Source organism: Leucobacter sp. USCH14 (genome assembly GCF_037619215.1).
Classification (GTDB): Bacteria; Actinomycetota; Actinomycetes; order Actinomycetales; family Microbacteriaceae; genus Leucobacter.
In genome coordinates this window covers 84,209-107,119 of sequence record NZ_JAQPZP010000010.1, presented here as the reverse complement: position 1 = coordinate 107,119, position 22,911 = coordinate 84,209, and the positions used below count along the sequence as shown (strand labels likewise).

General features: G+C 70.6%; 18 protein-coding genes and 1 pseudogene. 14 read left to right on the top strand and 5 right to left on the bottom strand.

Annotated features, from left to right (window positions below):
• Positions 1 to 37 precede the first annotated feature (37 nt).
• The 6 genes from PQI23_RS11025 (at position 38) to PQI23_RS11000 (ending at position 10,208) form a co-directional block, all read left to right on the top strand.
• Positions 38 to 1,300, top strand: a complete 1,263-nt coding sequence (locus PQI23_RS11025) for an AI-2E family transporter (RefSeq protein WP_339974469.1) — start codon at positions 38 to 40, stop codon at positions 1,298 to 1,300.
• Between the two features lie 44 nt (positions 1,301 to 1,344).
• Positions 1,345 to 3,039, top strand: a complete 1,695-nt coding sequence (locus PQI23_RS11020) for a CTP synthase (protein ID WP_339974467.1) — start codon at positions 1,345 to 1,347, stop codon at positions 3,037 to 3,039.
• A complete protein-coding gene (locus tag PQI23_RS11015; protein WP_339974465.1) occupies positions 3,032 to 3,751 on the top strand; it encodes an NUDIX hydrolase in 720 nt (239 codons plus the stop codon). Before PQI23_RS11020 ends, PQI23_RS11015 begins: the two co-directional genes overlap by 8 nt.
• A complete protein-coding gene (locus tag PQI23_RS11010; protein WP_339974463.1) occupies positions 3,751 to 4,734 on the top strand; it encodes a site-specific tyrosine recombinase XerD in 984 nt (327 codons plus the stop codon). The genes PQI23_RS11015 and PQI23_RS11010 overlap by 1 nt, the downstream gene beginning before the upstream one ends.
• Before the next feature lie 177 nt (positions 4,735 to 4,911).
• Positions 4,912 to 8,871, top strand: a complete 3,960-nt coding sequence (locus tag PQI23_RS11005; protein WP_445238428.1) for a Pls/PosA family non-ribosomal peptide synthetase — start codon at positions 4,912 to 4,914, stop codon at positions 8,869 to 8,871.
• Positions 8,872 to 8,891: 20 nt separating this feature from the next.
• Positions 8,892 to 10,208 carry a M1 family metallopeptidase gene (locus PQI23_RS11000; protein ID WP_339974461.1) on the top strand — a complete coding sequence of 439 codons (1,317 nt, stop codon included), beginning with the start codon at positions 8,892 to 8,894 and terminating at the stop codon, positions 10,206 to 10,208.
• Here PQI23_RS11000 and PQI23_RS10995 read toward each other — a convergent pair.
• The 4 genes from PQI23_RS10995 to PQI23_RS10980 form a co-directional block, all read right to left on the bottom strand.
• A complete protein-coding gene (locus PQI23_RS10995) occupies positions 10,136 to 10,861 on the bottom strand; it encodes a hypothetical protein (protein WP_339974459.1) in 726 nt (241 codons plus the stop codon). The genes PQI23_RS11000 and PQI23_RS10995 overlap by 73 nt on opposite strands.
• 75 nt (positions 10,862 to 10,936) lie before the next feature.
• Positions 10,937 to 11,470 (bottom strand): YbhB/YbcL family Raf kinase inhibitor-like protein, encoded by a 534-nt coding sequence (locus tag PQI23_RS10990; RefSeq protein WP_445238427.1) that lies wholly within the window; start codon positions 11,468 to 11,470, stop codon positions 10,937 to 10,939.
• A 49-nt stretch (positions 11,471 to 11,519) separates the two neighbouring features.
• Positions 11,520 to 12,254 (bottom strand): SDR family NAD(P)-dependent oxidoreductase, encoded by a 735-nt coding sequence (locus PQI23_RS10985; RefSeq protein WP_339974457.1) that lies wholly within the window; start codon positions 12,252 to 12,254, stop codon positions 11,520 to 11,522.
• Positions 12,247 to 13,674, bottom strand: a complete 1,428-nt coding sequence (locus PQI23_RS10980) for a sodium:solute symporter family protein (protein WP_339974455.1) — start codon at positions 13,672 to 13,674, stop codon at positions 12,247 to 12,249. The genes PQI23_RS10985 and PQI23_RS10980 overlap by 8 nt, the downstream gene beginning before the upstream one ends.
• A 183-nt stretch (positions 13,675 to 13,857) precedes the next feature.
• On the opposite strand from PQI23_RS10980, the gene PQI23_RS10975 reads away from it, so the two are divergent.
• The gene (locus PQI23_RS10975) at positions 13,858 to 14,340 is read left to right on the top strand and encodes an Lrp/AsnC family transcriptional regulator (protein ID WP_339974453.1); all 483 of its coding nucleotides are present in this window, start codon (positions 13,858 to 13,860) and stop codon (positions 14,338 to 14,340) included.
• Between the two features lie 21 nt (positions 14,341 to 14,361).
• Here PQI23_RS10975 and zapE read toward each other — a convergent pair whose 3' ends face one another.
• Entirely contained in the window at positions 14,362 to 15,471 is a 1,110-nt protein-coding gene (gene zapE / locus PQI23_RS10970; RefSeq protein ID WP_339974451.1) for a cell division protein ZapE, read from the bottom strand.
• A 68-nt stretch (positions 15,472 to 15,539) separates the two neighbouring features.
• On the opposite strand from zapE, the gene PQI23_RS10965 reads away from it, so the two are divergent.
• From PQI23_RS10965 to der, 7 genes and pseudogenes are all read left to right on the top strand, one after another.
• A complete protein-coding gene (locus tag PQI23_RS10965) occupies positions 15,540 to 16,391 on the top strand; it encodes a ParA family protein (protein WP_339974449.1) in 852 nt (283 codons plus the stop codon).
• Positions 16,392 to 16,395: 4 nt separating this feature from the next.
• A complete protein-coding gene (locus PQI23_RS10960) occupies positions 16,396 to 17,283 on the top strand; it encodes a segregation and condensation protein A (protein ID WP_339974447.1) in 888 nt (295 codons plus the stop codon).
• Between the two features lie 235 nt (positions 17,284 to 17,518).
• Entirely contained in the window at positions 17,519 to 18,085 is a 567-nt protein-coding gene (scpB, locus tag PQI23_RS10955) for an SMC-Scp complex subunit ScpB (protein WP_339974487.1), read from the top strand.
• Between the two features lie 62 nt (positions 18,086 to 18,147).
• A pseudogene (locus tag PQI23_RS10950) lies at positions 18,148 to 18,924 on the top strand (pseudouridine synthase); the annotation flags it as partial.
• 230 nt (positions 18,925 to 19,154) lie between these two features.
• Positions 19,155 to 20,297 (top strand): prephenate dehydrogenase, encoded by a 1,143-nt coding sequence (locus tag PQI23_RS10945; RefSeq protein WP_445238426.1) that lies wholly within the window; start codon positions 19,155 to 19,157, stop codon positions 20,295 to 20,297.
• Positions 20,294 to 21,061, top strand: coding sequence for a (d)CMP kinase (gene cmk / locus PQI23_RS10940; protein WP_339974446.1), 768 nt, complete (start codon positions 20,294 to 20,296; stop codon positions 21,059 to 21,061). The genes PQI23_RS10945 and cmk overlap by 4 nt, the downstream gene beginning before the upstream one ends.
• Positions 21,061 to 22,740, top strand: coding sequence for a ribosome biogenesis GTPase Der (gene der / locus PQI23_RS10935; protein ID WP_339974444.1), 1,680 nt, complete (start codon positions 21,061 to 21,063; stop codon positions 22,738 to 22,740). The genes cmk and der overlap by 1 nt, the downstream gene beginning before the upstream one ends.
• Positions 22,741 to 22,911 lie beyond the last annotated feature (171 nt).

Sequence of the window (22,911 nt, the reverse complement as noted above, 5' to 3'; positions counted from 1 at the left end):
GCGTAGCAGTGTCCCCGGACACTGCTACGCTCCACACATGGTGAAGTGGTTCGGCCGGTTGAGCGCTCGGGTTCCGAGGAAGCCGGATATCAACGACGATGCGGCCGCGAAGGCGGAGTATCTCGACACGCACCCGGACGTGAAGCACGCCGATCTCGAGCAGATGGACTCCGAGACGCGGGAGATGTACCGCGACGCACGCGAAGCGGCGGTCGACGCCCGCGAGGAGCGGGCGAGGGCCCGTACGCGCGAGTTCGTGATCCGCGGGCCGTTCCAGCTCGGCTTCACCATCACGCTCGGCGTGCTGGTCGCGCTGCTCTTCGGCGGGATGATCCAGCAGCTCACCACGATCATCATGTACGTGGCGTCGGCGCTGTTCATCGCGCTCAGCCTCGACCCGGTCGTGCGCGCACTGCAGCGGCGCGGGCTGAACCGCCCGCTCGGCATCGCCGTCGTGTTCAGCGGCTTCGTGCTCATCATCGCCGGGTTGCTCGCGATCATCATCCCGATGATCGCGAACCAGATCACGCTGCTCGTGCGCAGCGCGCCCTGGCTGGTGCGGGACATCATGCGACAGCCGTGGTTCGTGGATCTCGATCAGCGCTTCGGCAAGTTCATCGACTTCGACCAGCTGCTCGAGATCGGCCAGGACTTCGTCAGCAAGCCCGAGAACTGGGCGCAGGTCGCGGGCGGGGTATGGGAGGCGGGCATCGGCATCGCCAACGGCCTGACGGCCGGGCTCATCGTGCTGATCCTGACCCTCTACTTTCTCGCCTCGCTGCGTGCGATGAAGCGGGCCTTCTACTCGCTCGTGCCGCGGTCGGGCCGGGCGAAGGTGATGGACATCACGGAGCAGGTCACGAAGTCCGTCGGCGGGTACGTCAACGGCATGGTCATCCTCGCCTTCATCAACGCGGTGCTCGGGTTCGTGATGATGACCATCGTGGATGTTCCGTTCGCGGGCCTGGTCGCGGTGGGCGTCTTCTTCCTGGCGCTGATTCCGCTGATCGGATCGGTGGTCGCGACGGTGCTCGTCACCGTCGTCGCACTGTTCGACGAGCCGACCACCGCGATCATCGCCGCCGTCTACTACCTCATCTACATGCAGATCGAGTCGTACCTGCTGACGCCGCGCGTGATGAACCGGGTCGTATCCGTGCCCGGCGCACTCGTCGTCATCGGCGCGCTCGCAGGCGGCACCCTGCTCGGATTGCTCGGGGCGCTCGTGGCGATCCCGGTCACCGCGGCGGTGCTCATGATCATCAAGCAGGTGTGGGTGCCGCGTCAGGAGATGCGCTGACGCAGCGCCCACACGACCGAGTGGAACTGATAGGATTGAAGCCCGTGGGAACAGAGCAGAGCGCGGACCAGACCGGAATCACCAAACACATCTTCGTGACCGGAGGTGTCGTTTCTTCGCTGGGCAAGGGCCTCACCGCCGCCAGTCTCGGAAACCTGCTGACGGCGCGCGGTCTGCACGTCGTCATGCAGAAGCTCGATCCTTATCTCAATGTGGATCCGGGCACGATGAACCCCTTCCAGCACGGCGAGGTCTTCGTGACCGACGACGGCGCGGAGACGGACCTCGACATCGGGCACTACGAGCGATTCCTGGGAATCGATCTCTCGCAGGCGGCGAACGTCACGACGGGGCAGATCTACTCGACCGTCATCGCCAAGGAGCGACGCGGCGAGTACCTGGGCGACACCGTGCAGGTGATCCCGCACATCACCAATGAGATCAAGCGCCGCATGCGGCTGCAGGCCTCTGAGACGCCCCGCCCCGATGTCATCATCACCGAGGTCGGCGGCACGGTCGGCGACATCGAATCGCAGCCGTTCCTCGAATCGGCGCGCCAGGTGCGTCATGAGCTCGGCCGGGGGAACGTCTTCTTCGTGCACGTCTCACTCGTGCCCTTCATGGGTGCCTCGGGTGAGCAGAAGACCAAGCCCACCCAGCACTCCGTCGCCGCGCTGCGCTCGATCGGCATCCAGCCGGACGCGCTGGTGCTCCGCAGCGACCGGCCGGTCACCGACGACAACCTCCGCAAGATCGCGCTGATGTGCGACGTCGACGAAGAGGCCGTCGTGAACGCCATCGACGTGCCGAGCATCTACGACCTGCCGCAGCTGCTCCACGATCAGAGCCTCGACAGCATCATCGTAGAGAATCTCGGCCTCGCCGACCGCGCGAACGACGTGGACTGGGCGGGCTGGCAGCCCGTGCTCGACGCTGTGCACCACCCGAAGGGGGAGGTGACGCTCGCGCTCGTCGGCAAGTACATCGACCTGCCCGATGCGTACCTCTCCGTCACCGAGGCGCTGCGCGCAGGCGGATTCGCGCACTCCACGAAGGTCAACATCCGGTGGGTGCCCTCCGACAGCTGCCAGACGCCCGAGGGCGCACTCGAGGCGCTCGGAGACGTCGACGGCATCTGCGTGCCCGGCGGCTTCGGCATTCGCGGCATCGAGGGCAAGCTCGGAGCCCTGCGCTTCGCGCGCGAGAACCACATTCCGACCCTCGGCCTGTGCCTCGGCCTGCAGTGCATGGTGATCGAGTACGCGCGCAACGTGACGGGACTCGAGGGCGCGTCGTCCACGGAGTTCGACCCGGAGACCCCGGTTCCGGTGATCGCCACAATGGCCGAGCAGGTCGACATCATCGACGGCGGAGACCTCGGCGGAACGATGCGACTCGGCCTGTACGAGGCCGCTCTCACCGAGGGATCGCTCGCAGCGTCGCTCTACGGTGCGCCGACCGCGACCGAACGCCATCGTCACCGCTACGAGGTCAGCAATCGCTACCGCGACGAGATCGGAGCCTCGGGGCTCTCGTTCTCGGGCACCAGCCCCGACGGGGCGCTCGTCGAGTACGTCGAGCTGCCGACCGACGTGCACCCGTTCTACATCGCCACCCAGGCGCACCCCGAGCTCCGCTCGCGGCCCGGAACGCCGCACCCGCTCTTCGCGGGGCTCGTCGAGGCCTCGATTCATCGTCGCGACGCCGCTCAGCTGTTCGAGGTCGAGAACGGTGAGTGACGTCGTCGGCGCGCCGGAGAGCGGTGTGGGTGAGGCGGTGCGCGACTCGTCCGCCGACGAGCGCGCCGACGCGGTCGCCTCACTGGCCGACGAGCGCGCCGACGACGTGCGCGTCGAGGAGAGCACGGTGCTCGCGCACGGCGCGGTCTGGGACATGCGCCGCGACCGGTTCGCGTTCGCGGGCACCGACTTGGAACGCGAATACCTCGATCACACGGGCGCCGTCTCAGTGCTCGCGCTCGACGACGCGGATCGGGTGCTCCTCATCAAGCAGTACCGGCACTCCACCGGTCACCGGCTCTGGGAGATTCCGGCGGGCCTGATGGACGTGCCCGGGGAATCCGGGCTCGTCGGCGCGCGGCGCGAACTCGCGGAGGAAGTCGACCTGCAGGCCGAGCGGTGGCACCTGCTGCTCGACCTGTTCCTGGCACCCGGCAGCTCGACGGAGTCCATGCGCATCTTCCTCGCACGCGGGCTCTCGCCGGTCGAGCACGACTACGTGCGCTCGGACGAGGAAGCCGAACTCCACCCCGAGTGGGTGCCGCTCGATGACGTCGTGGACGCGGTGCTCGACGGTCGCGTGCAGAACACGGTCACGGCGAACGCCGTGCTCGCCGCCGCCGCCGCTCGCGCGCGCGGGTGGCGGACGCTGCGCGATCCCGACCTCCCCTGGAAGGGCCGCGACGCGGTGCGGGGAGAGAAATCGCACTGATGCCGCTCACCGTCGCCCAGGGAACCGAGCGGTACCTGCGACACGTGGCGCTCGAACTCGGTCTCTCGGCGAACAGCCAGGCCGCGTATCGACGGGATCTCGCGGCGTACGCCGCCTGGCTCGCCCGGCGAGGCACGACCGACCTCGGCAGCGTCACCCCGGACACCCTCTCGGAGTACGTCGCCGACCTGGCGAGCCCGCAGATCACGCCCGAGGGCGAGCCGAGACCGCCGCTCGCCGCCGCGTCGATCACCAGGCGCCTCTCGACGGTGCGCGGCATGCACCGGTTCCTGTTCGAGGAGGGGCTGCTCGAAGCGCACGCCGGGAGCGGGGTGCGCACCCCGAAGCGTGCGCAGCGGCTGCCGAAGGCGTTGCCGATCGAAGACGTCGAAGCGCTGCTGCGCGCCGCGGGCGGCGACGACCCGGTGGGCCTTCGCGACCGCGCCCTGCTCGAGCTGCTGTATGCGAGCGGCGCTCGCGTCAGCGAGATCACCGCCCTCGACGTCGACGACCTGCTGGCGGCTCCCGGCCATGAGGAAGCGGGCGGTGACCCCGAGTCGGCCCTGGGCGGGGGCGGCTTCGTGCAGGTGACGGGCAAGGGGGCGAAGCAGCGCATCGTGCCCTACGGCAGCTACGCCGGCAGAGCGCTCGCCGCCTATCTCGTGCGCGCGCGACCCGCGATGGCGGCGCGTGGTTCGGGCACTCCGGCGCTGTTCGTGGGTCCGCGGGGCGCGCGACTGTCGCGGCAGAGCGCCTGGCTCGTCATCAAGGCCGCTGCCGAGCGCGCGGAGCTCACGCAGGAGATCTCCCCGCACACGCTGCGCCACTCCTTCGCGACGCACCTCCTGGCCGGGGGCGCCGATGTGCGCACCGTGCAGGAGCTGCTCGGCCACGCCTCTGTGACGACCACGCAGATCTACACGCAGGTCACCGCCGACACCCTGCGCGAGCACTACCTGCTCGCCCACCCGCGGGCCACCTAGCCGCCCCTCGGTTGAACGGCAGGTTGCCGAACGGGAAAGGTTCGGTGCCGAGGGCCGAAATCTCGGCGATACGGTCACGCGTCGATCGTCTCAGGTGACATATTCGAAGCAGACCGCCCGCGCTGCCCGAATCCGGCACCCGCGGCACCATGCCGACAGCGAAGTAGATACCGTCCCGTGAATGCCACTCCGAGCGAGGATCCGCAGGTTCCGCAGGATCCGCAGGTTCCGCTGACCCGCGGCTCCCACGCCGCCCCCGAGCGCACGCTCATCGACATCCTGCGCGCGAGTGCCGAGTCGCACCCCGAGGCCTCCGCGATCGATGCGGGCGCGGGAGCGCTCAGTTACCGGGAGCTGCTCGTCGCCGTCGAGGTGCGCGCCGACGAGCTGCGCCGGGCGGGCGTGCAGCGGGGCGACCGTGTCGGAGTGCGCATCGACTCGGGATCGCAGGAGCTCTACATCGCGATTCTCGCCATCATGCTCGCGGGCGCCGCCTACGTGCCCGTCGACGCCGACGACACGGACGAGCGCGCCCGGCTGGTGTTCGGCGAGGCCGGAGTCGTGGGCATCGTGGGGAACGACGGGTTCGTGCTTCGGGAGCAGCGGAGCGCTGCCACCGCGGCACCCGGGTCGCCCGCGCCGCACGAGTCGCCGGACGGCGCCGGTGCGGATCCGACACCCGATGATGACGCCTGGATCATCTTCACCTCGGGCTCGACGGGGGTGCCGAAGGGCGTCGCCGTGACGCACCGCTCCGCCGCCGCGTTCGTGGATGCCGAGGCGCGCATGTTCCTGCAGCAGGATCCGCTCGGCCCGGGCGACCGCGTGCTCGCCGGCCTCTCCGTCGCGTTCGACGCGTCGTGCGAGGAGATGTGGCTCGCCTGGCGGCACGGCGCGTGCCTCGTCCCCGCGCCGCGAGCGATCGTGCGCGCGGGGGAGGACCTCGCGCAGTGGCTCGTGCGCCAGAGCATCAGCGTCATCTCGACGGTGCCGACGCTCGCGGCGATGTGGCCGCGCGAGGCGATCGAGCACGTGCGGCTGCTGATCTTCGGCGGTGAGGCGTGCCCGCCGGAGCTCGCGGCCCGGCTCTTGGAGCCCGGGCGCGAGGTGTGGAACACGTACGGCCCGACCGAGGCGACGGTCGTCGCATGCGGGTGCCCGCTCGACGGAGTATCGCCGATCAGCATCGGCCTGCCCCTCGACGGCTGGGACCTCGCGGTGGTCGACGCCTCCGGCCGACGTGTCGCGCCGGGGGAGTCGGGGGAGCTCATCATCGGGGGCGTCGGTCTCGCGCGCTATCTCGACCCCGCGAAGGATGCTGAGAAGTACGCGCCGATGCCCGAGCTCGGGTGGGAGCGCGCCTACCGCTCGGGCGACCTCGTGCGATACGAGCCGACCGGTCTCATGTTTCTCGGGCGGGCCGACGACCAGGTCAAGGTGGGCGGCCGCCGCATCGAGCTCGGCGAGGTCGAGAACGCGCTGCAGGAGCTGCCGGGCGTGACGGCCGCTGCGGCCGCGGTGCGCTCAAGCGAGTCGGGAGTGCCGGTGCTCGTCGGCTACCTCGTGGTCGAAGGGGAGGAGCCGCTTGATCGCGCGCTCGCGCGGGAGCACCTGTCGGAGCGCCTCGCTGCCGGAGTGATGCCGCTGCTCGCGGTGGTCGACTCGCTGCCGATGCGCACCTCGGGCAAGGTCGATCGCGCGGCGCTGCCCTGGCCGCTTCCGGGGGTCGACGCCCCGGCTGCCACGGGCCTCACGGAGAGCGAGCAGTGGGTGGCGGCTCAATGGCAGGCCGTGCTCGGCGTGCCCGTGCCGGGGCGCGACGCCGACTTCTTCGACCTCGGCGGCGGGTCGCTCGCGGCGGCGCAACTGGTCTCGCGGATCCGCACCCGCGTCGCCGAGTTCACCGTCGCCGACATCTACGACGTGCCGCGTCTCGGGGCGATGGCGAAGGCGATCTCGGCGGTCTCCGAGGCGAATGACGACGACGGCTTCCACCAGCCGGCTCCGACGCCGCGTCGCACCCAGTGGCTGCAGACGCTCGCCGGGGTGCCGCTGTTCATCGCGAGCGGTCTGCGCTGGCTGGTGTACCTGCTCACGGCCGGCACGATCCTGAACCTCACGACCGGATTCGATGCGCTGCCGAGCGCGCCGGTGCAGGTCGTGCTGCTGGCGATCCTCGTGCTCTCGACTCCGTTCGGCAAGATGGCGATCGCCGCGCTGGTCGCCCGAGTACTGCTCGCGGGCGTGCGGCCCGGCGACTACCCGCGCGGCGGTGCGGTGCACATGCGGCTCTGGCTGGCGGAGCAGTTCGCGCAGCAGGTCGACGCGGTCGGGCTCGCCGGGGCGCCGTGGATCACGGTGTACGCGCGCGCCCTCGGAGCGAAGATCGCGAAGGACGTGAGCCTGCACACGCTGCCGCCCATCACGGGAATGCTCTCGGTCGGGGCGCGTTCGGCGATCGAACCCGAGGTCGACCTGACCGGGTACTGGATCGACGGCGATCTGCTGCGCGTCGGAGCGGTGAGGATCGGCAGCGACGTGACCGTGGGGGCGCGCAGCACGCTCGCACCGGGTACGCGCATCGACGACGGGGCGGAGATCGCCCCCGGATCCGCCGTCTTCGGCCGCGTGAAGGCGCAGCAGACCTGGGCGGGATCGCCCGCCGTGCGCATCGGCGGCAATCGCGCGGAGGAGTGGCCCGAGAAGCGGCCGCCGCACCGGCCGGTCTGGCGTCTCGCTTACGCCCTCTCCTCGGTGGTGCTCGCGCTGCTGCCGTTCGTCGCATTCGCCGCGGGTGGCACGGTGGTCGCGATGGGCATGCAGGGCGCCGATACCCTGGGCGGCGCCCTGCTGGCCGCACTCGCCTGGCTCGTTCCCGCCGTGCTCGTCACGGGTGCGGTGTACGCGGGGGCGGTGGTCGTGCTCGTGCGCCTGCTCGCCATCGGCCTCGCGGAGGGCACGTTCCCGGTGCACAGCCGCATCGGCTGGCAGAGCTGGAGCACCGAGCGGCTGCTCGATGCGGCCCGCGGCTTCCTCTTCCCGATGTACTCGAGTCTGATCACTCCCGCGTGGCTGCGCCTGCTCGGCGCCCGCGTCGGTCGCAACGTCGAGGCATCGACCGTGCTCCTGATTCCGACGATGACCCGCATCGACGACGGGGCGTTCCTCGCCGACGACACGATGGTCGCCTCGTACGAGCTGCACCGCGGATGGATGCGCATCGGCCGCGTGCGCATCGGCAAGCGCGCCTTCCTCGGCAACTCGGGCATGGCCGGCCCGGGTCATCGCGTTCCGAAGGACGCGCTCGTCGCCGTGCTCTCGGTCGCGCCGAGCAAGGCGAAGGCCGGGTCGTCGTGGCTCGGCTCGCCGCCCGTGCGGTTGCGCCGCCTCGCGCAGGGCGGCGACGACAGCCGCACCTACCACCCCGGAGCCGGCCTTCGCGCGGCCCGCGCGCTCTGGGAACTCGGCCGCATGCTCGCGGTATTCGCGACAGCGGCGCTCGGCCTCGTGGTGCTGTTCGCCTTCGCGTGGCTCTGGGCGACGGTCGGCCCCGTCTGGACGGTGCTGCTCTCGGGCGTCGTCATGCTCGCCGCCGGTGCCGTCGCCGCCGGGGTGACCACCGCCGCGAAGTGGGCGATCGTCGGCCCCATTCGCGCCGGCGAGGCCCCGCTCTGGTCGAGCTTCGTGTGGCGCACGGAGGTGAGCGACACCTTCACCGAGATGCTCGCGGCCCCCTGGTTCGCGCGCGCCGCCGCCGGGACCCCCGCGCTCGCCGTCTGGCTGCGCTCGCTCGGGGCGAAGGTCGGCACGGGCGTGTGGTGCGAATCCTACTGGTTGCCCGAGCCCGATCTGGTGACGTTGGGCGACGGATCCACCGTCAACCGGGGGTGCGTCGTGCAGACGCACCTCTTCCATGATCGAATCATGAGCATGGATACCGTCGAACTCGCCGCGGGGGCCACACTCGGCCCGCACAGCGTCATTCTGCCCGCAGCCGAGATCGGGGCGCACGCGACCGTCGGCCCCGCGTCGCTCGTGATGCGCGGCGAGAGCGTGCCCGTCGGGTCGCGCTGGAGCGGCAACCCCATCGGCCCGTGGCGGGCGCTCAAACTGCGCGCCTACCAGTCGACGAAGTGATCGTGCGGTCTCGGAAGACGATGAGCGATCCCTATACGCCGACGAGCGGAGACCCCGCCTACTCCGTCGCGCACTACGACCTCGCACTGCGGTACACGCCGCGCACCAATCGGTTGGAGGGGCGTGCGCGTCTCGACATCCGGGTGCTGCACGAGACGGATCAGCTGCGCGTCGACCTCATCGGGCTGAGCGCCGACAAGGTGCGCGTCGACGGGGTGCTGCAGCGGCACGTGAAGCGTTCGCCGCACGCGGTCACGATCCGCCTCGTCGAGCCGGCGGCCGCCGACACATCGCTGCAGCTCGACATCGACTACTCGGGCCGGCCCGGCCCGCGACGCTCCCGCTGGGGTCAGCTCGGCTGGGAGGAGCTCGAGCACGGCGCCCTCGTCGCGTCGCAGCCGACGGGCGCCCCGACCTGGTTCCCCTGCAACGACCGGGTCGACGACCGCGCCACCTATACGATCTCGTTCACCACGGACCGCGGCTTCTTCGTGGCCGTCACCGGAGTACCGGGCACGGTGACCGGGCGATCCGGCAAGACGACCCGCACGTTCACGAGCACGGTGCCCACCGCGACCTACCTCGTCGCCGCGCACATCGGCGAGTACGCCGAATACCGGCTCGGTTCGCGTGCACGGCTCGTCGCGCCCCCCGCCCGCGCCCGCCTCGTGCAGCGCGCCTTCGCCCCCGTGCCGCGCATCATCGACACCTTCGAGGAGTGGTTCGGCCCGTACCCGCAGGAGGACCTCACCATCGTCGTGACCGAGGAGGAGCTCGAGATCCCCCTCGAAGCGCAGGGGATGGCCACCTTCGGCCGCAACCACGAGGCTCCGAGCGAGCAGCGGCTCATAGCTCACGAACTCGCCCACCAGTGGTTCGGCAACAGCGTCGGGGTCGCCCGGTGGCAGGACATCTGGCTCAACGAGGGCTTCGCCTGCTACGCGGAGTGGATCTGGTCGGAGGCATCGGGCGGCCCATCGATCGCCGTGCTCGCCGCCCATCATCACGAGCGCCTGGCAGCACTGCCGCAGGACCTGCTGCTCGCCGACCCGGGCCCGAGCGACATGTTCGACGACCGCGTGTACAAGCGCGGGGCGCTGCTGCTCGAGGCGCTGCGGCGCATCATGGGGGAGGGTCCGTTTCGCGCGCTCCTGCTGGAGTGGACGAGCGCCTACCGGCACCGCCTCGTCTCGACGGCCGACTTCATCGCGCTGGCGCAGTCGCTCAGCCCCGTGCGCGTCGATGCGGTGCTCGAATCGTGGATCTACGCCGAAGCGCTGCCCGAGCTGCCGGTGGAGCCACCCGTGGGCGCGGGTCCCAGGCTGCCGGGCGCGTAGGCGAGGCTGAGGATCGCGGGGGCGCCGCCCCGGCTCGCTGCGACGCGCAGGTCGGCGCCGTGCATGTCGGCGCCGTACGGGCCGGCGCCGTGCAGCGCTTCGAGCGGTGCTGGATCGCGGGCGTCTGCCGGCCCGGGGCGCACGCGCCACGTCCCGTCATCGTGCGTGACGAAGGTCACGTCTGCGTAGGCGTCGCGGAGCCCGGTGCGGCGGGCCTTGGCGACGGCCTCGAGCCGGGTCCAGGTATCGAGGGTGGTGCGCGCGCCGAGTGCGGCTGTGACCCGCGCACGGGTCGCCCCGTCATCGAGCTCGATGTCGATGCCGAAGGCTTCGGTCCCGGCCGGCGCGACGCCGACCGCGACGAGGCCGGTCGTGTAGCTGATGCTGATGAGCGGAGCGGGTTCGCCGGTGCTGGTGCTGGTGCCCGGCAGCCGTGCGATGGGCGCGCCGTGCGCGCTGCTGCCGCAGGAGGGGCACTGGCGGATGATGCGCACCGACCGCGGCTCGGTCGGCGCGAGCATCGACGCGAGGAGTGCGTGGGCGACGGTACGGCGATCCTCATCGCTCGCGAGAGCCCGCCAGGCGAGGCGTGCGCCGAAGGGTGCGCGCACGCCGAGCGGCGCGGCTCGCTGCGGTGGGTCGGGAAGGGGCACGCGACGAGCGTACCCGGGCGAGGGTTCGCGCGGATCGGTATTCACGATCGCCGAGCGGCGCGAACCCTCGAGCGCTCAGTGGCCGTAGACGCCCGTGATGCGGGCGCGGCCGAGCGTGGCGCCGAAGAGCTGGAAGCCGAGAAGCCCGGGGGAGGCGAGCTCGTCGAGTTCGAGCGACTCCGCACTCAACGCGTGCACGACGAACATGTAGCGGTGATCCCCGTGCCCGGGCGGCGGGGCGGCCCCCACGAAGCCGGCGATACCACCGTCGTTGCGCAGCACTCGAGCCTCAGACGGGAAGGCGTCAGTCACAGTGTCGAGCTGCACGGCACCGGCTTCGATCTCGGTCACCGAGGCGGGGATGTTGTAGGCGGCGAAATGCCAGAACCCGCTGGCCGTTGGAGCGTCGGGATCGAAGCAGGTGATCGCGTAGCTGCGCACGCCGTCGGGCGCCCCGCTCCAGGAGAGCTGCGGCAGGCGGTCCTCACCGCCCGAGCCGAGCATCCCGGCCACCTGTGCGAGGGGGAGCCGGTCGCCGTCGGCGAACGAGGTGGAGGATAGATCGAACGCGGCGACCTCGGGAAGCGCGTCGTAGGGATCGTAGGTCACGATGTTCCTTTCTTGTTTCGGATGGGGCGTGGAGGTAATGGGCAGGGGGTCAGGCGGTCCAGCCGCCATCGACCGTCATCACCGTGCCGAAGCAGTACGAACTCTCGGGGCCGAGCAGAAAGGCGGCCGCGTCTGCGACCTCGTCACCCGTGCCCGGGCGTCGCGCCGGGATCTCGGCGCGCATGCGCGCCGAGTGACCGGGATCCTCCCAGCCCGCCTCGGTCATGGGCGTGCGGATCGATCCCGGAGCGATGCCGTTCACCCGGACGCCGAACGGGGCGAGCTCGCGCGCCGCCGAGCGCACGAGTGCCGTCACCGCCGCCTTCGACGCGTTGTACGCGACCTGATGCTCGACGCGACGGTCCACGGTCGCCGATGACAGCACGACCACCGCGAACTCGTGGTTCTGAAACTGCGACGGATCGCGGCGAGCCGCCCACCTGAGCGCGAGGAAGGTTCCGGCGGCGTTGACGTCGAGCACGCGCCGGAAATCGTCGAGCGATGTCTCCGCCAAAGGGCTCCGGGCACGGACGCCGGCCGCGTGCACGAGACCCGTGATCGGCAGGCCGGATCCCGGCGATCGCTGGAGCTCGCCCCACTGCTGCTCGTCGGAGACGTCGAACCGCTGCACTCCCGGTGCGGCGGCGGTGTCGAGGCCGATGACCTCTGCTCCATCGGAGCGGAGCCGCGCCGCGATCGCCGCACCGATTCCCGATGCCGCCCCGGTCACCGCGACGACGCGTTGCACGGCGCCCTTCGACGGTGATGAGCCCCGTTCAGACATGCGCCACTGCGCGATCCTGCTGAGCGGGGAGTCGCGACGGGGTCTCGCGGGCGAGCGCGGCGACGACGACATAGACGATGAGGGAGACGCCGACCGCGGTGACGATGGTCGGCACCGCGCCGATGACGAGAACGCCGGTGAGTCCGAGCAGGCCCGTGATCGCGCCGGCGGCCATCGAGGCGAGCGCCGCGTAGCGCCCTCCGAACCGGGTGAAGAGTCCGAACATGAAGGCGACGAAGACGCCGGAGCCGTACATGGTGAAGGCCATCGTCAGAATCTGGATGATGCCTGGCACGAGCAGTGAGAAACCGAGCGCGATGACGCCGAGTGCGACGGTGATGATGCGCGACCAGCGGAGCTGGCTCTGCGGGCTGTCGCGGAAGTGGCGGAAGCGCTGCAGGAAATCGTTCGAAATGTTGCTGACCGCTGCGAGCAGCAGCGCGTCCGCGGTCGAGACGACCGCGGAGATGATCGCCGCGAGGAGGATGCCGGCGGCCCAGACGGGGAGCACATTCTCGATGAGTGCGGGCATGACGCCGATACTCGGGTCGAGATCCGGGAAGATCGTGCGAGCGGCCATGCCGGCGATAGCGGGAACGACGGCGAAGGCGGCGGTGAGCACTCCTGCGATGCCGGCCCCGCTCGCGGCGGCGCGCACGGACCTCGCCGAGAAGACGCGCTGCATCACGTCTTGACCGACGAGTTTGTGCACGACGACGGGAAGCGCGGCGCCGAGCATGAACGACCAGCCCTGGTTCAGCGGGTTGAAGGGCTGCGCAACGCCCGACGACTCGAACGTCGACGTGATCGTCGCGAACCCACCAGCGGCGCCGACAGCTATGACGGCGACGAGGATCATGCCGGCGACGATCACCACGAACTGGATCGCATCGGTGACCGCGACCCCCCACATGCCCGAGAGCACGGTGAACGCGATGATGAGCACGACGCCGACGATGGCGCCCCACACCTGGCTCAGGCCGAGCGCGGTCAATGCCGACCCTGCCGCACCCACCTGCCCCGCCAGAATGCCCGTGAGCGCGAGCACCGAGAGCGTCGACGCGAGCAGCCGCACCGGCTGGCTGCCGAAGCGCGCGTGCAGGAAGTCGGGTACGGTGACGAAGCTGCCGGCCCGCACGCGCTTCGCGACGAAGAGAGCGAGGAAGACCAGCCCGACGAAGATTCCAATGGCGAAGGAGATGGCGGCGAAGCCGACCGAATAGGCGTCTTGACTGGTGCCGAGCACGAATGCGCCCCCGAAGTTCGTGGCGAGCAGCATGACGGCGATCAGGCCGGCTCCCATCCTGCGGCCGGCGAGCAGGTAATCGGTGTCGGTGTGCACGCGCTTCTTCAGCCATGCGGCGATGAAGAACATGACGAGCAGATAGGCGATGATCATGAGGGTGATGCCGAGATTCAAGGTATCTCCATAATGAGAAGCCGAATACGTCTTTGGTTTCGGATTGCATACCAACCTAGCTATAAAGGCGTTCTTTTGCAAGTGTATTTGAGGAATTACCTTGATTTTGGGCGCGAGTTCGCATCCGTGGGTAAACTGCTCGCGAGACGGTGCTTCCCGCTGATCGAAGAGAAAGAGGGCACGGTGAGTCGACTTCCCGAGCAGATCATCGATGATCTCGATCGGCGCGTGCTCCGCACCCTCCGCGATATGCCGCGCGCCACCCTCGGGGAGATGGCCGAGCACGTCGGCGTCTCCCGAACGACGTTCAAAGCGCGACTCGACCGGCTGTGGGAGAGCGGCATCATCATCGGCCACGAGACGCAGCTCGACCTGGCATCGATGGGGCTGGAGGTGCAGGCCTGGGTGCAGCTCAACGTGCAGCAGGGCGAACTCGAGCCCATCACCGAGCTGCTCGACGGCCTCCCGCACGTCATCGAAGCGTTCGTGACGACCGGCGGGGCCGATGTGCAGTGCCGCATGGTGGCGAGAAGCACGGCGCACCTGCAGGAGCTGCTGCTCGAGCTGTCGCGGCACCCGGCCGTCACCCGAACGAAGAGCTCGGTGATCCTGTCGAGCCTCGTCAGCCACCGAAAAGTGCAAGCGCTCGATCTGCTCGATCTCTGATCAGCGAGGCGCTCGCGCCGGTCAGCGATGCCAGCCGCCATCGCGCAGCAGCGCCAGGCGGCTCGCCGTGCGGAACAGATCTGCCGGAGGGTCGGCGAGATCCACGAGCGCGGCGCGGTCGGTGCGGGCCAGCACGGTGAGCGGCAGGTCCGCGTGCACGAGCACGTCGAGCAGCGCGACGAACCGCTGCCGCGCCTCGCGGCTCGCCTGCGACAGCGGCGGCACATCGACGAGCACCCAGCGATCGAACTCGGCGGCGAGGTCGAGGTAATCCTCGGCGATCGACGGCGATTCGAGCAGGTCGGCAAAGTCGAACCAGACCTCGGTGGTCGCTCCGGCGCCCTGCGCCGCCTCGCTCCGACGCACCGCGAGCGCGCGCAGGGCGCGGTGCCCGTCGAGCACGGTGATCGACTCGTGCGATTCGGGCGGGGTCAGCCCGGCGGCGCGGGCGGCGCTTGCCGCTGAGACTGACGCACCGAACGCGATCCAGCGCCCCGAGGCGAAGCCGTGCCGGGCGGCCTCCGTGGGTGTCAGCGTGCGGTAGTCGCTTCCCCCGTCGAGCGTGCGCACGGCGAAATGCTCGCGAATGAGGCGAATGCTCGGCTCGACCACGTGATGGAACACGGGGTTCGCGAGCAGGCCCTCGGGTTCGTAGTTCGAGGTGAAGAGCGTGGGGATGCGGCGCTCGACCAGCTCGGCGATGAGACGATTCAGCAGGCTCGCACCGCCCGGGTCGTGCACGTGCAGCTCGTCGAAGAAGAACACGCGTGCCCCGTCGAGCAGCTCGGCGACCGTCGATTCGATCGCGGCGCGGGCGGTCATCTGCGCGCCGAAGCGGCGCTGCAGCTCCTGGAAGAACGTGTGGAAGTGCACGCGGCGCTTCGCGGAGGCGGGTACCTCGATCGCATCGAAGATCTGCGACGCGAGCCAGGTCTTGCCGCGCCCCGCCGGCCCGTGGATGAAGACGCCGCTCGGAGTCCGCTCATCGCCCCACCCACCGGCCAGCTCGGCGATCTCGGCGAGGAGCTCGCGCTGCGCGTCGTCGAGCTCGATCGCGCTCGCCGCAGCCGACCGCTCCACCTCGGTGCGGAGACGCGCGGCGGCGCTGGGAGTCGCGCGCGGTTCCGTCACGATCCCCGATCCTAGCGACGCATGCGCCAGGCTAGGATGGAATGTCAGCGAGCGGGAGGAGACCGGGTATGGCGAAACAGGTCGAACTGGGGCCGACAGGGCGACCCGAACGCGTCATTCCCGCCCCGAAGCAGCTCGACCGCCACGGACCCGCGCGCATCATCGCGATGTGCAATCAGAAGGGCGGCGTCGGCAAGACGACGAGCACGATCAACGTCGCCGCGGCGCTCGCACGGTACGGGCGCCGCGTGCTCGCGGTCGACTTCGACCCGCAGGGCGCGCTGTCGGCCGGCCTCGGCGTTCCGGCCCACGACGTGCCCACCATCTACGACCTGATGCTCGGCGAGGTGAAGGATCCGCGCGACGCGATTCAGCAGACCGGCACGGCGGGACTCGACGTGATCCCCGCCAACATCGACCTCTCCGCCGCCGAAGTGCACCTCGTCACGGAGGTCGCGCGCGAGCAGATCCTGGGCGGCGTGCTGCGCAAGGTCGCAGGTGACTACGACGTGATCCTGATCGACTGCCAGCCCTCGCTCGGGCTGCTGACCGTGAACGCGCTCACCGCGAGCCACGGCGTGCTGATCCCGCTCGCCTGCGAGTACTTCGCGCTGCGCGGCGTCGCCCTGCTCGTCGAGACCGTCGACAAGGTGCGCGACCGCCTGAACCCGGCGCTCGAGCTCGACGGCATCCTCGCGACCATGTACGACGCGCGCACGCTCCACGCCCGCGAGGTGCTCGAGCGCGTCGTCGACACCTTCGGCGACAAGGTCTTCGACACCGTCATCGGTCGCACCGTCAAACTGCCCGACGCGCAGATCGCCGCGAAGCCGATCCTCGACTACGCCCCCTCGAACGCCGCCTCCGAGGCGTACCTCAAGCTGGCCCGCGAGCTCGTGCAGCGCGGCGCCGTCGCCTAGCGCCATGGTGGTGGACACGGATCCGGAAGCCGCTGCGGCGGGCGCGGATCCGGTGCCCGCCGACGACGGCTTCCGCGTCAGCCTCGACGTCTTCGACGGGCCGTTCGACCTGCTGCTCAATCTGATCGGCAAGCACGAGCTCGACATCACCGAGGTCGCACTGAGCCTCGTGACCGACGAGTTCATCGCCTACCTCACGACGATCGAGGGCCAGGGCGTCGTCGAGCTCGACCGCGCCTCGGAGTTCCTGGTCGTCGCCGCGACGCTGCTCGACATGAAGATCGCGAGCCTGCTGCCGCAGGGCGAGGTCGTGGACGCCGAAGACATCGCGCTGCTCGAAGCCCGCGACCTGCTGTTCGCCCGCCTGCTGCAGTACCGGGCCTTCAAGCAGGCCAGCTCCTGGTTCCGGGATCGCCTCGACGCCGAGGGTGCCCGCCACCCCCGCCAGGTGCCGCTCGACGCGAAGTACCGCTCGCGCGGCCCGGAGCTCGTCTGGACGCTCAGCCCCGCCGACTTCGCCGCGATCGCGACGCTCGCCTTCGCGCCGCGCGAGATCCCGACGGTCGGCCTCGATCACCTGCACGCGCCGCTCGTATCGATCCGCGAGCAGGCCGCCATCGTCGTGGCGCTGCTGCGCGGCGGCGCCGGGGGAGCGGCGGGCGAAGGCGTGGGTGCACGCGTGCCCGGCGGATCCCGATCCTTCCGCGAGCTGGTCGCCGGGGTCGACGAGCGAGGCGTGGTGGTCGCGCGCTTCCTCGCGATCCTGGAGCTGTACCGTCGCTCCGCCGTCACCTTCGAACAGGCGGAGCCGCTCGGTGAGCTGCACGTGCAGTGGGTCGGCGAGGGGTGGTCGGACGACGAGCTTGCTACCTTAGGGAACGACTATGACTGAGCACGACGGCCCCGCCTCGCCCCCTGCCGCGACCTCCACCCCGGCCGCCGCCACGACTCCCGCCGCGGCCGCCGCCGGAGCGGGGTCACTTTCGGAGCGTGTCGAGGGGGGCGGAGGGGTGCAACACCCTCCCGAAGTGACCCCGCTGGCAGATGGCGGTGCAGCAGATGGCGGCGCGGCGGAGGGTGCGGCCGCGGGGGGCGGGGAGCTCGACGCCGCCCGCAGCGCGCACACGCTGTCGCAGCAGCTCGAGGCGCTGCTCATCGTCGCCGACGAGCCGCTCAGCGCGGTCGCGCTCGCGACGGCCACGGACCGGCCCGTCCGGGAGGTGCGCGCAACCCTCGACGCGCTCGTCGCGGAGTTCAACGGCAACATCAACGGCTACGCGCACGGCGCGAATCGCGGTGCCGGATCGCCGCGCGGCTTCGAACTCCGCGAGGTCGCCGGCGGATACCGCTTCTACGCGCGCGAGAGCCTCGACCCGATCGTGGCGGATTTCGTGCACCAGCAGTCGCCCGCGCGCCTCTCGCAGGCGGCGCTCGAGACGCTCGCCGTCATCGCGTACCGGCAGCCCATCTCGCGTGGAGCTATCGCCTCGATCCGCGCGGTCAACGTCGACTCGGTGGTGCGCACCCTGCTCGGTCGCGGGCTCCTCACCGAGGCGGGGCACGACCCGGAGACGGGGGCGATCCTCTACGGCACCTCCGACGCGCTGCTCGGCTATCTCGGCATCGGCGACATCTCCGAACTGCCGCCCATCTCCCCACTGCTCGAAGAACCCACGGAAGGATTCGACGAATGAAGCGCTCGGACGAGAATCTCGGCGGGTCGTTCTCCGTCGACGGCGAGAACGTCGAGGTCGATCTGGCCGAGTTCGGGTGGGATCGCCCGCAGCCGGCTCCCGCCGAAACCGCGCACGATGACGACGGCCGGGTCCGCCTCCAGAAGGCCCTCGCGCACGCGGGCGTCGCGTCGCGCCGAGCCTGCGAATCGCTGATCACCAGCGGACGAGTGTCGGTGAACGGCGAGGTGCAGCGCGAGCTCGGATCGCGCATCGACCCCGAGACCGACGACGTGCGCGTCGACGGCGTGGTGGTGCAGCTCGACGTGTCGAAGCGCTACTTCGTGCTGAACAAGCCGCGCGGCGTCGTGTCGACGATGAGTGACGAGAACGGGCGCCCCGACCTCCGCGAGTTCGCCGACGAGGTCGAGGATCGGCTCTACAACGTCGGGCGCCTCGACACCGACACGAGCGGCCTGCTCATCCTCACGAACGACGGCGAGCTCGCGCACCGCCTCGCCCACCCGAGCTTCGGCGTGCAGAAGACGTACATCGCCAAGGTGCGGGGCCGGGTGACTGCCGCCGTGATCCAGCAGCTCAAAGACGGGGTCGAGCTGGCCGACGGGCCGATCCACGCCGATCGGGCGAAGCTGCTGCCGGGCGGGTCGGGCGACGCGCACTCCCTGGTCGAGGTCACCCTGCATTCGGGGCGCAACCGCATCGTGCGGCGCATGCTCGCGGAGGTGGGACACCCGGTCGTCGAGCTCGTGCGGCGCCAGTTCGGGCCGCTGCACCTCGGCACGCTGCGCGTGGGGGAGCTGCGCGAGCTGTCGGCGGCGGAGCGCGGGGCGCTGCTCTCGGCCGTCGAGGACGGCGGTGCGGGCGGCGGCAACGGCGCGGGCACGGGCGCCGGTGGTGCTTCGGGCACGGGTGCCGGGAAGGGGTCCGGATCCGGCGGCGCCCAGCGGGGCCGGCGCCGAGGCGAGATCACCGCGGGGCGACCCGGCGACGGCAAGGGCGCCCGCGGCATGCGGGGCACCGCGGCGCGGGGCAATCCCCACGGTCGCGGCGGACGGAAGCAGGGCGGGCGATGAGCGCGGAGCAGGACGCACCCGTGGGCGCGCATCTGCGCCCGGCCGGCGAGCGCGCCGCGTTGATGGCGCGCACGCGCGGGCCGGTGCACATCATCGGCGCCGGGCTGCTCGGCGCCAGCGTCGGCCTCGGCCTGCGCGAGCGCGGGGTCGATGTGACGCTCGAGGATCTGTCGCCGACCACCGTCGCGCTCGCCGCCGACTACGGTGCGGGCCGCGTTCGCACTGCCGACGACGAGGCGCCCGTGCTCGTCGTCATCGCGACGCCGCCGGATGTCACGGCCGACGTCGTCGAGCGCGCGCTGCGCACCTACCCGCACGCCGTCGTCACCGATGTCGCCAGCGTCAAGCTCGCGCCGTTCGCGGAGCTGCAGCGTCGGGGCATCGACCTCGCCAATTACGTGGGCTCGCACCCGATGGCGGGGCGCGAGCGCGGCGGCGCGATCATGGCGCGAGCCGACCTCTTCGTGGGGCGGCCGTGGGTGATCTGCCGCGACGGCGAGACGCCCGCCGAGGCGCTCGCGCTCGTCGAAGCCGTCGCGCTCGATCTCGGCGGCGTGCTCATCGAGATGACGCCCGAGGAGCACGACCGCTCCGTCGGGCTCGTCTCGCATCTGCCCCAGGTGGTGTCGAGCCTGCTCGCCGCGCGCCTCGTGCCGGCCTCGGAGCAGGCGATCGGCCTCGCGGGCGGGGGCCTGCGCGACACCACGCGCGTCGCCTCCAGCGATCCGGAGCTCTGGGTGCAGATCCTCGGCGCGAACAGCGCGCCGGTGGTGGAGCTGCTCGACGCCTTCTCGGCGGACGTCGCCGCGTTCGCCGATGCGCTTCGCGATCCTGCCCGCACCGGGGCGCGGCGCCGCATCGCCGACCTGCTGTCGGCGGGCAACAACGGGGTGTCGCGCATCCCGGGCAAGCATGGGTCGTCGGAGCGGTTCACCCAGATCACGGTGCTCATCGACGACTCACCGGGGCAGCTGGCGAAGTTGCTCACCGAACTCGGAGAACTGGGCATTAATATGGAAGACTTGCGCCTCGAGCACTCGCCGGGCGCCCAGATCGGTTTCGCGGAGATCGCGGTACTGCCGGAGGTCGCCGAACGCGCGGCTGCCGATCTCGTCGAACGCGGATGGAGGACGCTGTGACTGATGCTGCATCAGCTGCCGCCGAGCTGACCGTCGTGACCAGCCCGGAACCCGCGGAATCGGGTCGCACGGCGCCGCTGCTCGTCGCCATCGACGGCCCCGCGGGCAGCGGCAAGTCGAGCGTCTCCCGCGTCGCCGCGGAGCGTTTGGGCTTCGGCATCCTCGACACCGGCGCGGCGTATCGCTCGCTTGCGTGGGCGGCGGTCGAGCAAGCTGCGGATCTGGACGACCCCGACGCGGTCGCCGCGATCCTCGACACCTGGACGTACTCGATCACGCTGCGCGGACCGCAGCGGGTGACCGTCGAATTCGGCGATGATGCTGCCCACGACGTGACCGCCGCTATCCGCGAGCACGCCGTGAGCGGGCTCGTGAGCCGGGTCTCCAAGCATCCGCGGGTGCGCGAGCGCCTGAACGAGATGTTCCGGCGCATCGTCGCGGAGTCGGGCCTGCCCGGCGTCGTCATCGAGGGGCGCGACATCACCACGGTGGTCGCCCCCGACGCCCCGGTGCGGGTGCTCATGACCGCGTCGGCCGCAGTGCGTGCGGGGCGGCGCGCGGGCGAGCTCGAGGGGCTGACGCACGAACAGGTGCTCGCCGACATCGAGGCGCGCGACGCCAAGGATGCGCTGGTCGTGGACTTCTTCACGCCGGCCCCGGGCGTGACGCTCGTCGACACGAGCGACTTGAACTTCGAGCAGTCGGTGCAGGCTGTGGTCGATATCGTACGAGCGGCGCAGGGCGCTGCGGAAGAGAGCGAATGATGAGCGAGCAGAATCCCGGATCGGGCGGCCGCGTCGGCCCTGAAGCCGACGGCCCCGAGTTCGACGGACCCGAGTTCGACGGACCCGAGGTCATGCAGGTGACCCCCAACGGCAGCCAGGTCGCCGCGGACCCCGAGTACGACGAGGCCGACACCTACGAGGCGACGGTCAACGACGCACCCGTGCGCGCCGCGAACGAGGGCGAGGTGATCTTCGGCGAGGGCTTCGACGCGAGCGTGACCGACGAGGAGCGCCTGCGCGCCATGCGCTCGAACCTCGAGGGCTTCGACCTCGAGGACGACGACGTGGCGATCATCAGCGATGAGGGCGAGTTCCTGGGCTTCCGCGAGCCGGTCGCCGAGTCGCTGCCCGTGGTCGCGATCGTCGGCCGCCCGAACGTGGGCAAGTCGGCGCTCGTCAACCGCATCCTCGGCCGCCGCGAGGCCGTCGTCGAAGACGTGCCGGGTGTGACCCGCGACCGCGTCACTTACCAGGCCGAGTGGGTGGGCACCCGCTTCAGCCTCGTCGACACCGGCGGCTGGGAGCCCGATGCCAAGGGCATCGATGCGTCGGTCGCACTGCAGGCCGAGGTGGCGATCGAGCTCTGCGACGTCGTCATGTTCGTGGTCGACTCCCGCGTCGGGCCCACGGCCACCGACGAGCGCGTCGTGCAGTTGCTGCGCCGCACGCACAAGCCCGTCTTCCTCGTTGCGAACAAGGTCGACGACGTTGTGCTCGAGGCCGAGGCCGCGCAGCTGTGGTCGCTCGGGCTCGGCGAGCCGCGCGCCGTATCCGCGCTGCACGGGCGCGGCGTGGCCGACCTGCTCGATGCGGTCGTGGAGGCGCTGCCCGAGGAGTCCGCCGTCGCCCAGCCGAAGATGCTCGGCCCGCGCCGCGTCGCACTGCTCGGCCGCCCGAACGTCGGCAAGTCGAGCCTGCTCAACAAGGCCGCGGGCGAGGAGCGAGCGGTCGTCAGCGACGTCGCTGGCACCACGCGCGACCCGGTCGACGAGCAGGTCGAGATCGCCGGCCGCGTGTGGACATTCGTCGACACCGCCGGCATCCGCCGCCGCGTGCACCTGCAGAAGGGCGCCGACTTCTACGCGTCGCTGCGCACCGCAGCCGCGCTCGAGAAGGCCGAGGTCGCGGTCGTGCTCATCGATGTGACGCAGGAGATCTCCGATCAGGATCTGCGCATCATCGACCTGGTGCTCGAATCGGGCCGCGCACTCGTGCTCGCCTTCAACAAGTGGGACATGCTCGACGACGACCGCCGGCGCTACCTGGAGCGCGAGATCGAGCAGGATCTGGCGCACGTCGACTGGGCGCCGCGCGTCAACATCTCGGCGCGCACCGGTCGTCACCTCGAGAAGCTCGTGCCGGCGCTCGAGACCGCGCTCGAGTCGTGGGATACGCGTATTCCGACCGGCAAGTTCAACGCGTTCGTCGCCGAACTCGTGCAGGAGCACCCGCACCCGTTGCGCAGCGGGAAGCAGCCGCGCATCCTGTTCGGCACCCAGGTGCAGAACCGTCCGCCGACTTTCGTGCTCTTCACGTCCGGCTTCCTCGACCCGCAGTACCGCCGCTTCATCCAGCGGCGCCTGCGCGAGCGCTACGGATTCGAGGGCAGCCCCATCGTGATCAACATGCGCATCCGCGAAAGGCGCCCGCGCCCGTAGGGCGTGAGCGCCGTAGGAACGGCGATTTCTCGCCGTTCCGCGGATGCGCCGCGGTGGTCTGCACCGCGGTGAGCATGGGGCGGTGGGAGCCGGCCCATTCGTCAGTTCAGTCCGCGAGAGGCGCCCGCGCCCGTAGGGCGTGAGCGCCTCAGGAACGGCGATTTCCGGAGG

Excerpts from the sequence above, each read along its gene's own strand:
- PQI23_RS11000 (WP_339974461.1), top strand. The coding sequence starts at position 8,892 with ATGAGCGATCCCTATACGCCGACGAGCGGAGACCCCGCCTACTCCGTC.
- der (WP_339974444.1), top strand. The coding sequence starts at position 21,061 with ATGAGCGAGCAGAATCCCGGATCGGGCGGCCGCGTCGGCCCTGAAGCC.
- PQI23_RS11010 (WP_339974463.1), top strand. The coding sequence starts at position 3,751 with ATGCCGCTCACCGTCGCCCAGGGAACCGAGCGGTACCTGCGACACGTG.
- PQI23_RS10965 (WP_339974449.1), top strand. The coding sequence starts at position 15,540 with ATGGCGAAACAGGTCGAACTGGGGCCGACAGGGCGACCCGAACGCGTC.
- PQI23_RS11025 (WP_339974469.1), top strand. The coding sequence starts at position 38 with ATGGTGAAGTGGTTCGGCCGGTTGAGCGCTCGGGTTCCGAGGAAGCCG.
- PQI23_RS10945 (WP_445238426.1), top strand. The coding sequence starts at position 19,155 with ATGAGCGCGGAGCAGGACGCACCCGTGGGCGCGCATCTGCGCCCGGCC.
- PQI23_RS10985 (WP_339974457.1), bottom strand. The coding sequence starts at position 12,254 with ATGTCTGAACGGGGCTCATCACCGTCGAAGGGCGCCGTGCAACGCGTC.
- PQI23_RS10960 (WP_339974447.1), top strand. The coding sequence starts at position 16,396 with ATGGTGGTGGACACGGATCCGGAAGCCGCTGCGGCGGGCGCGGATCCG.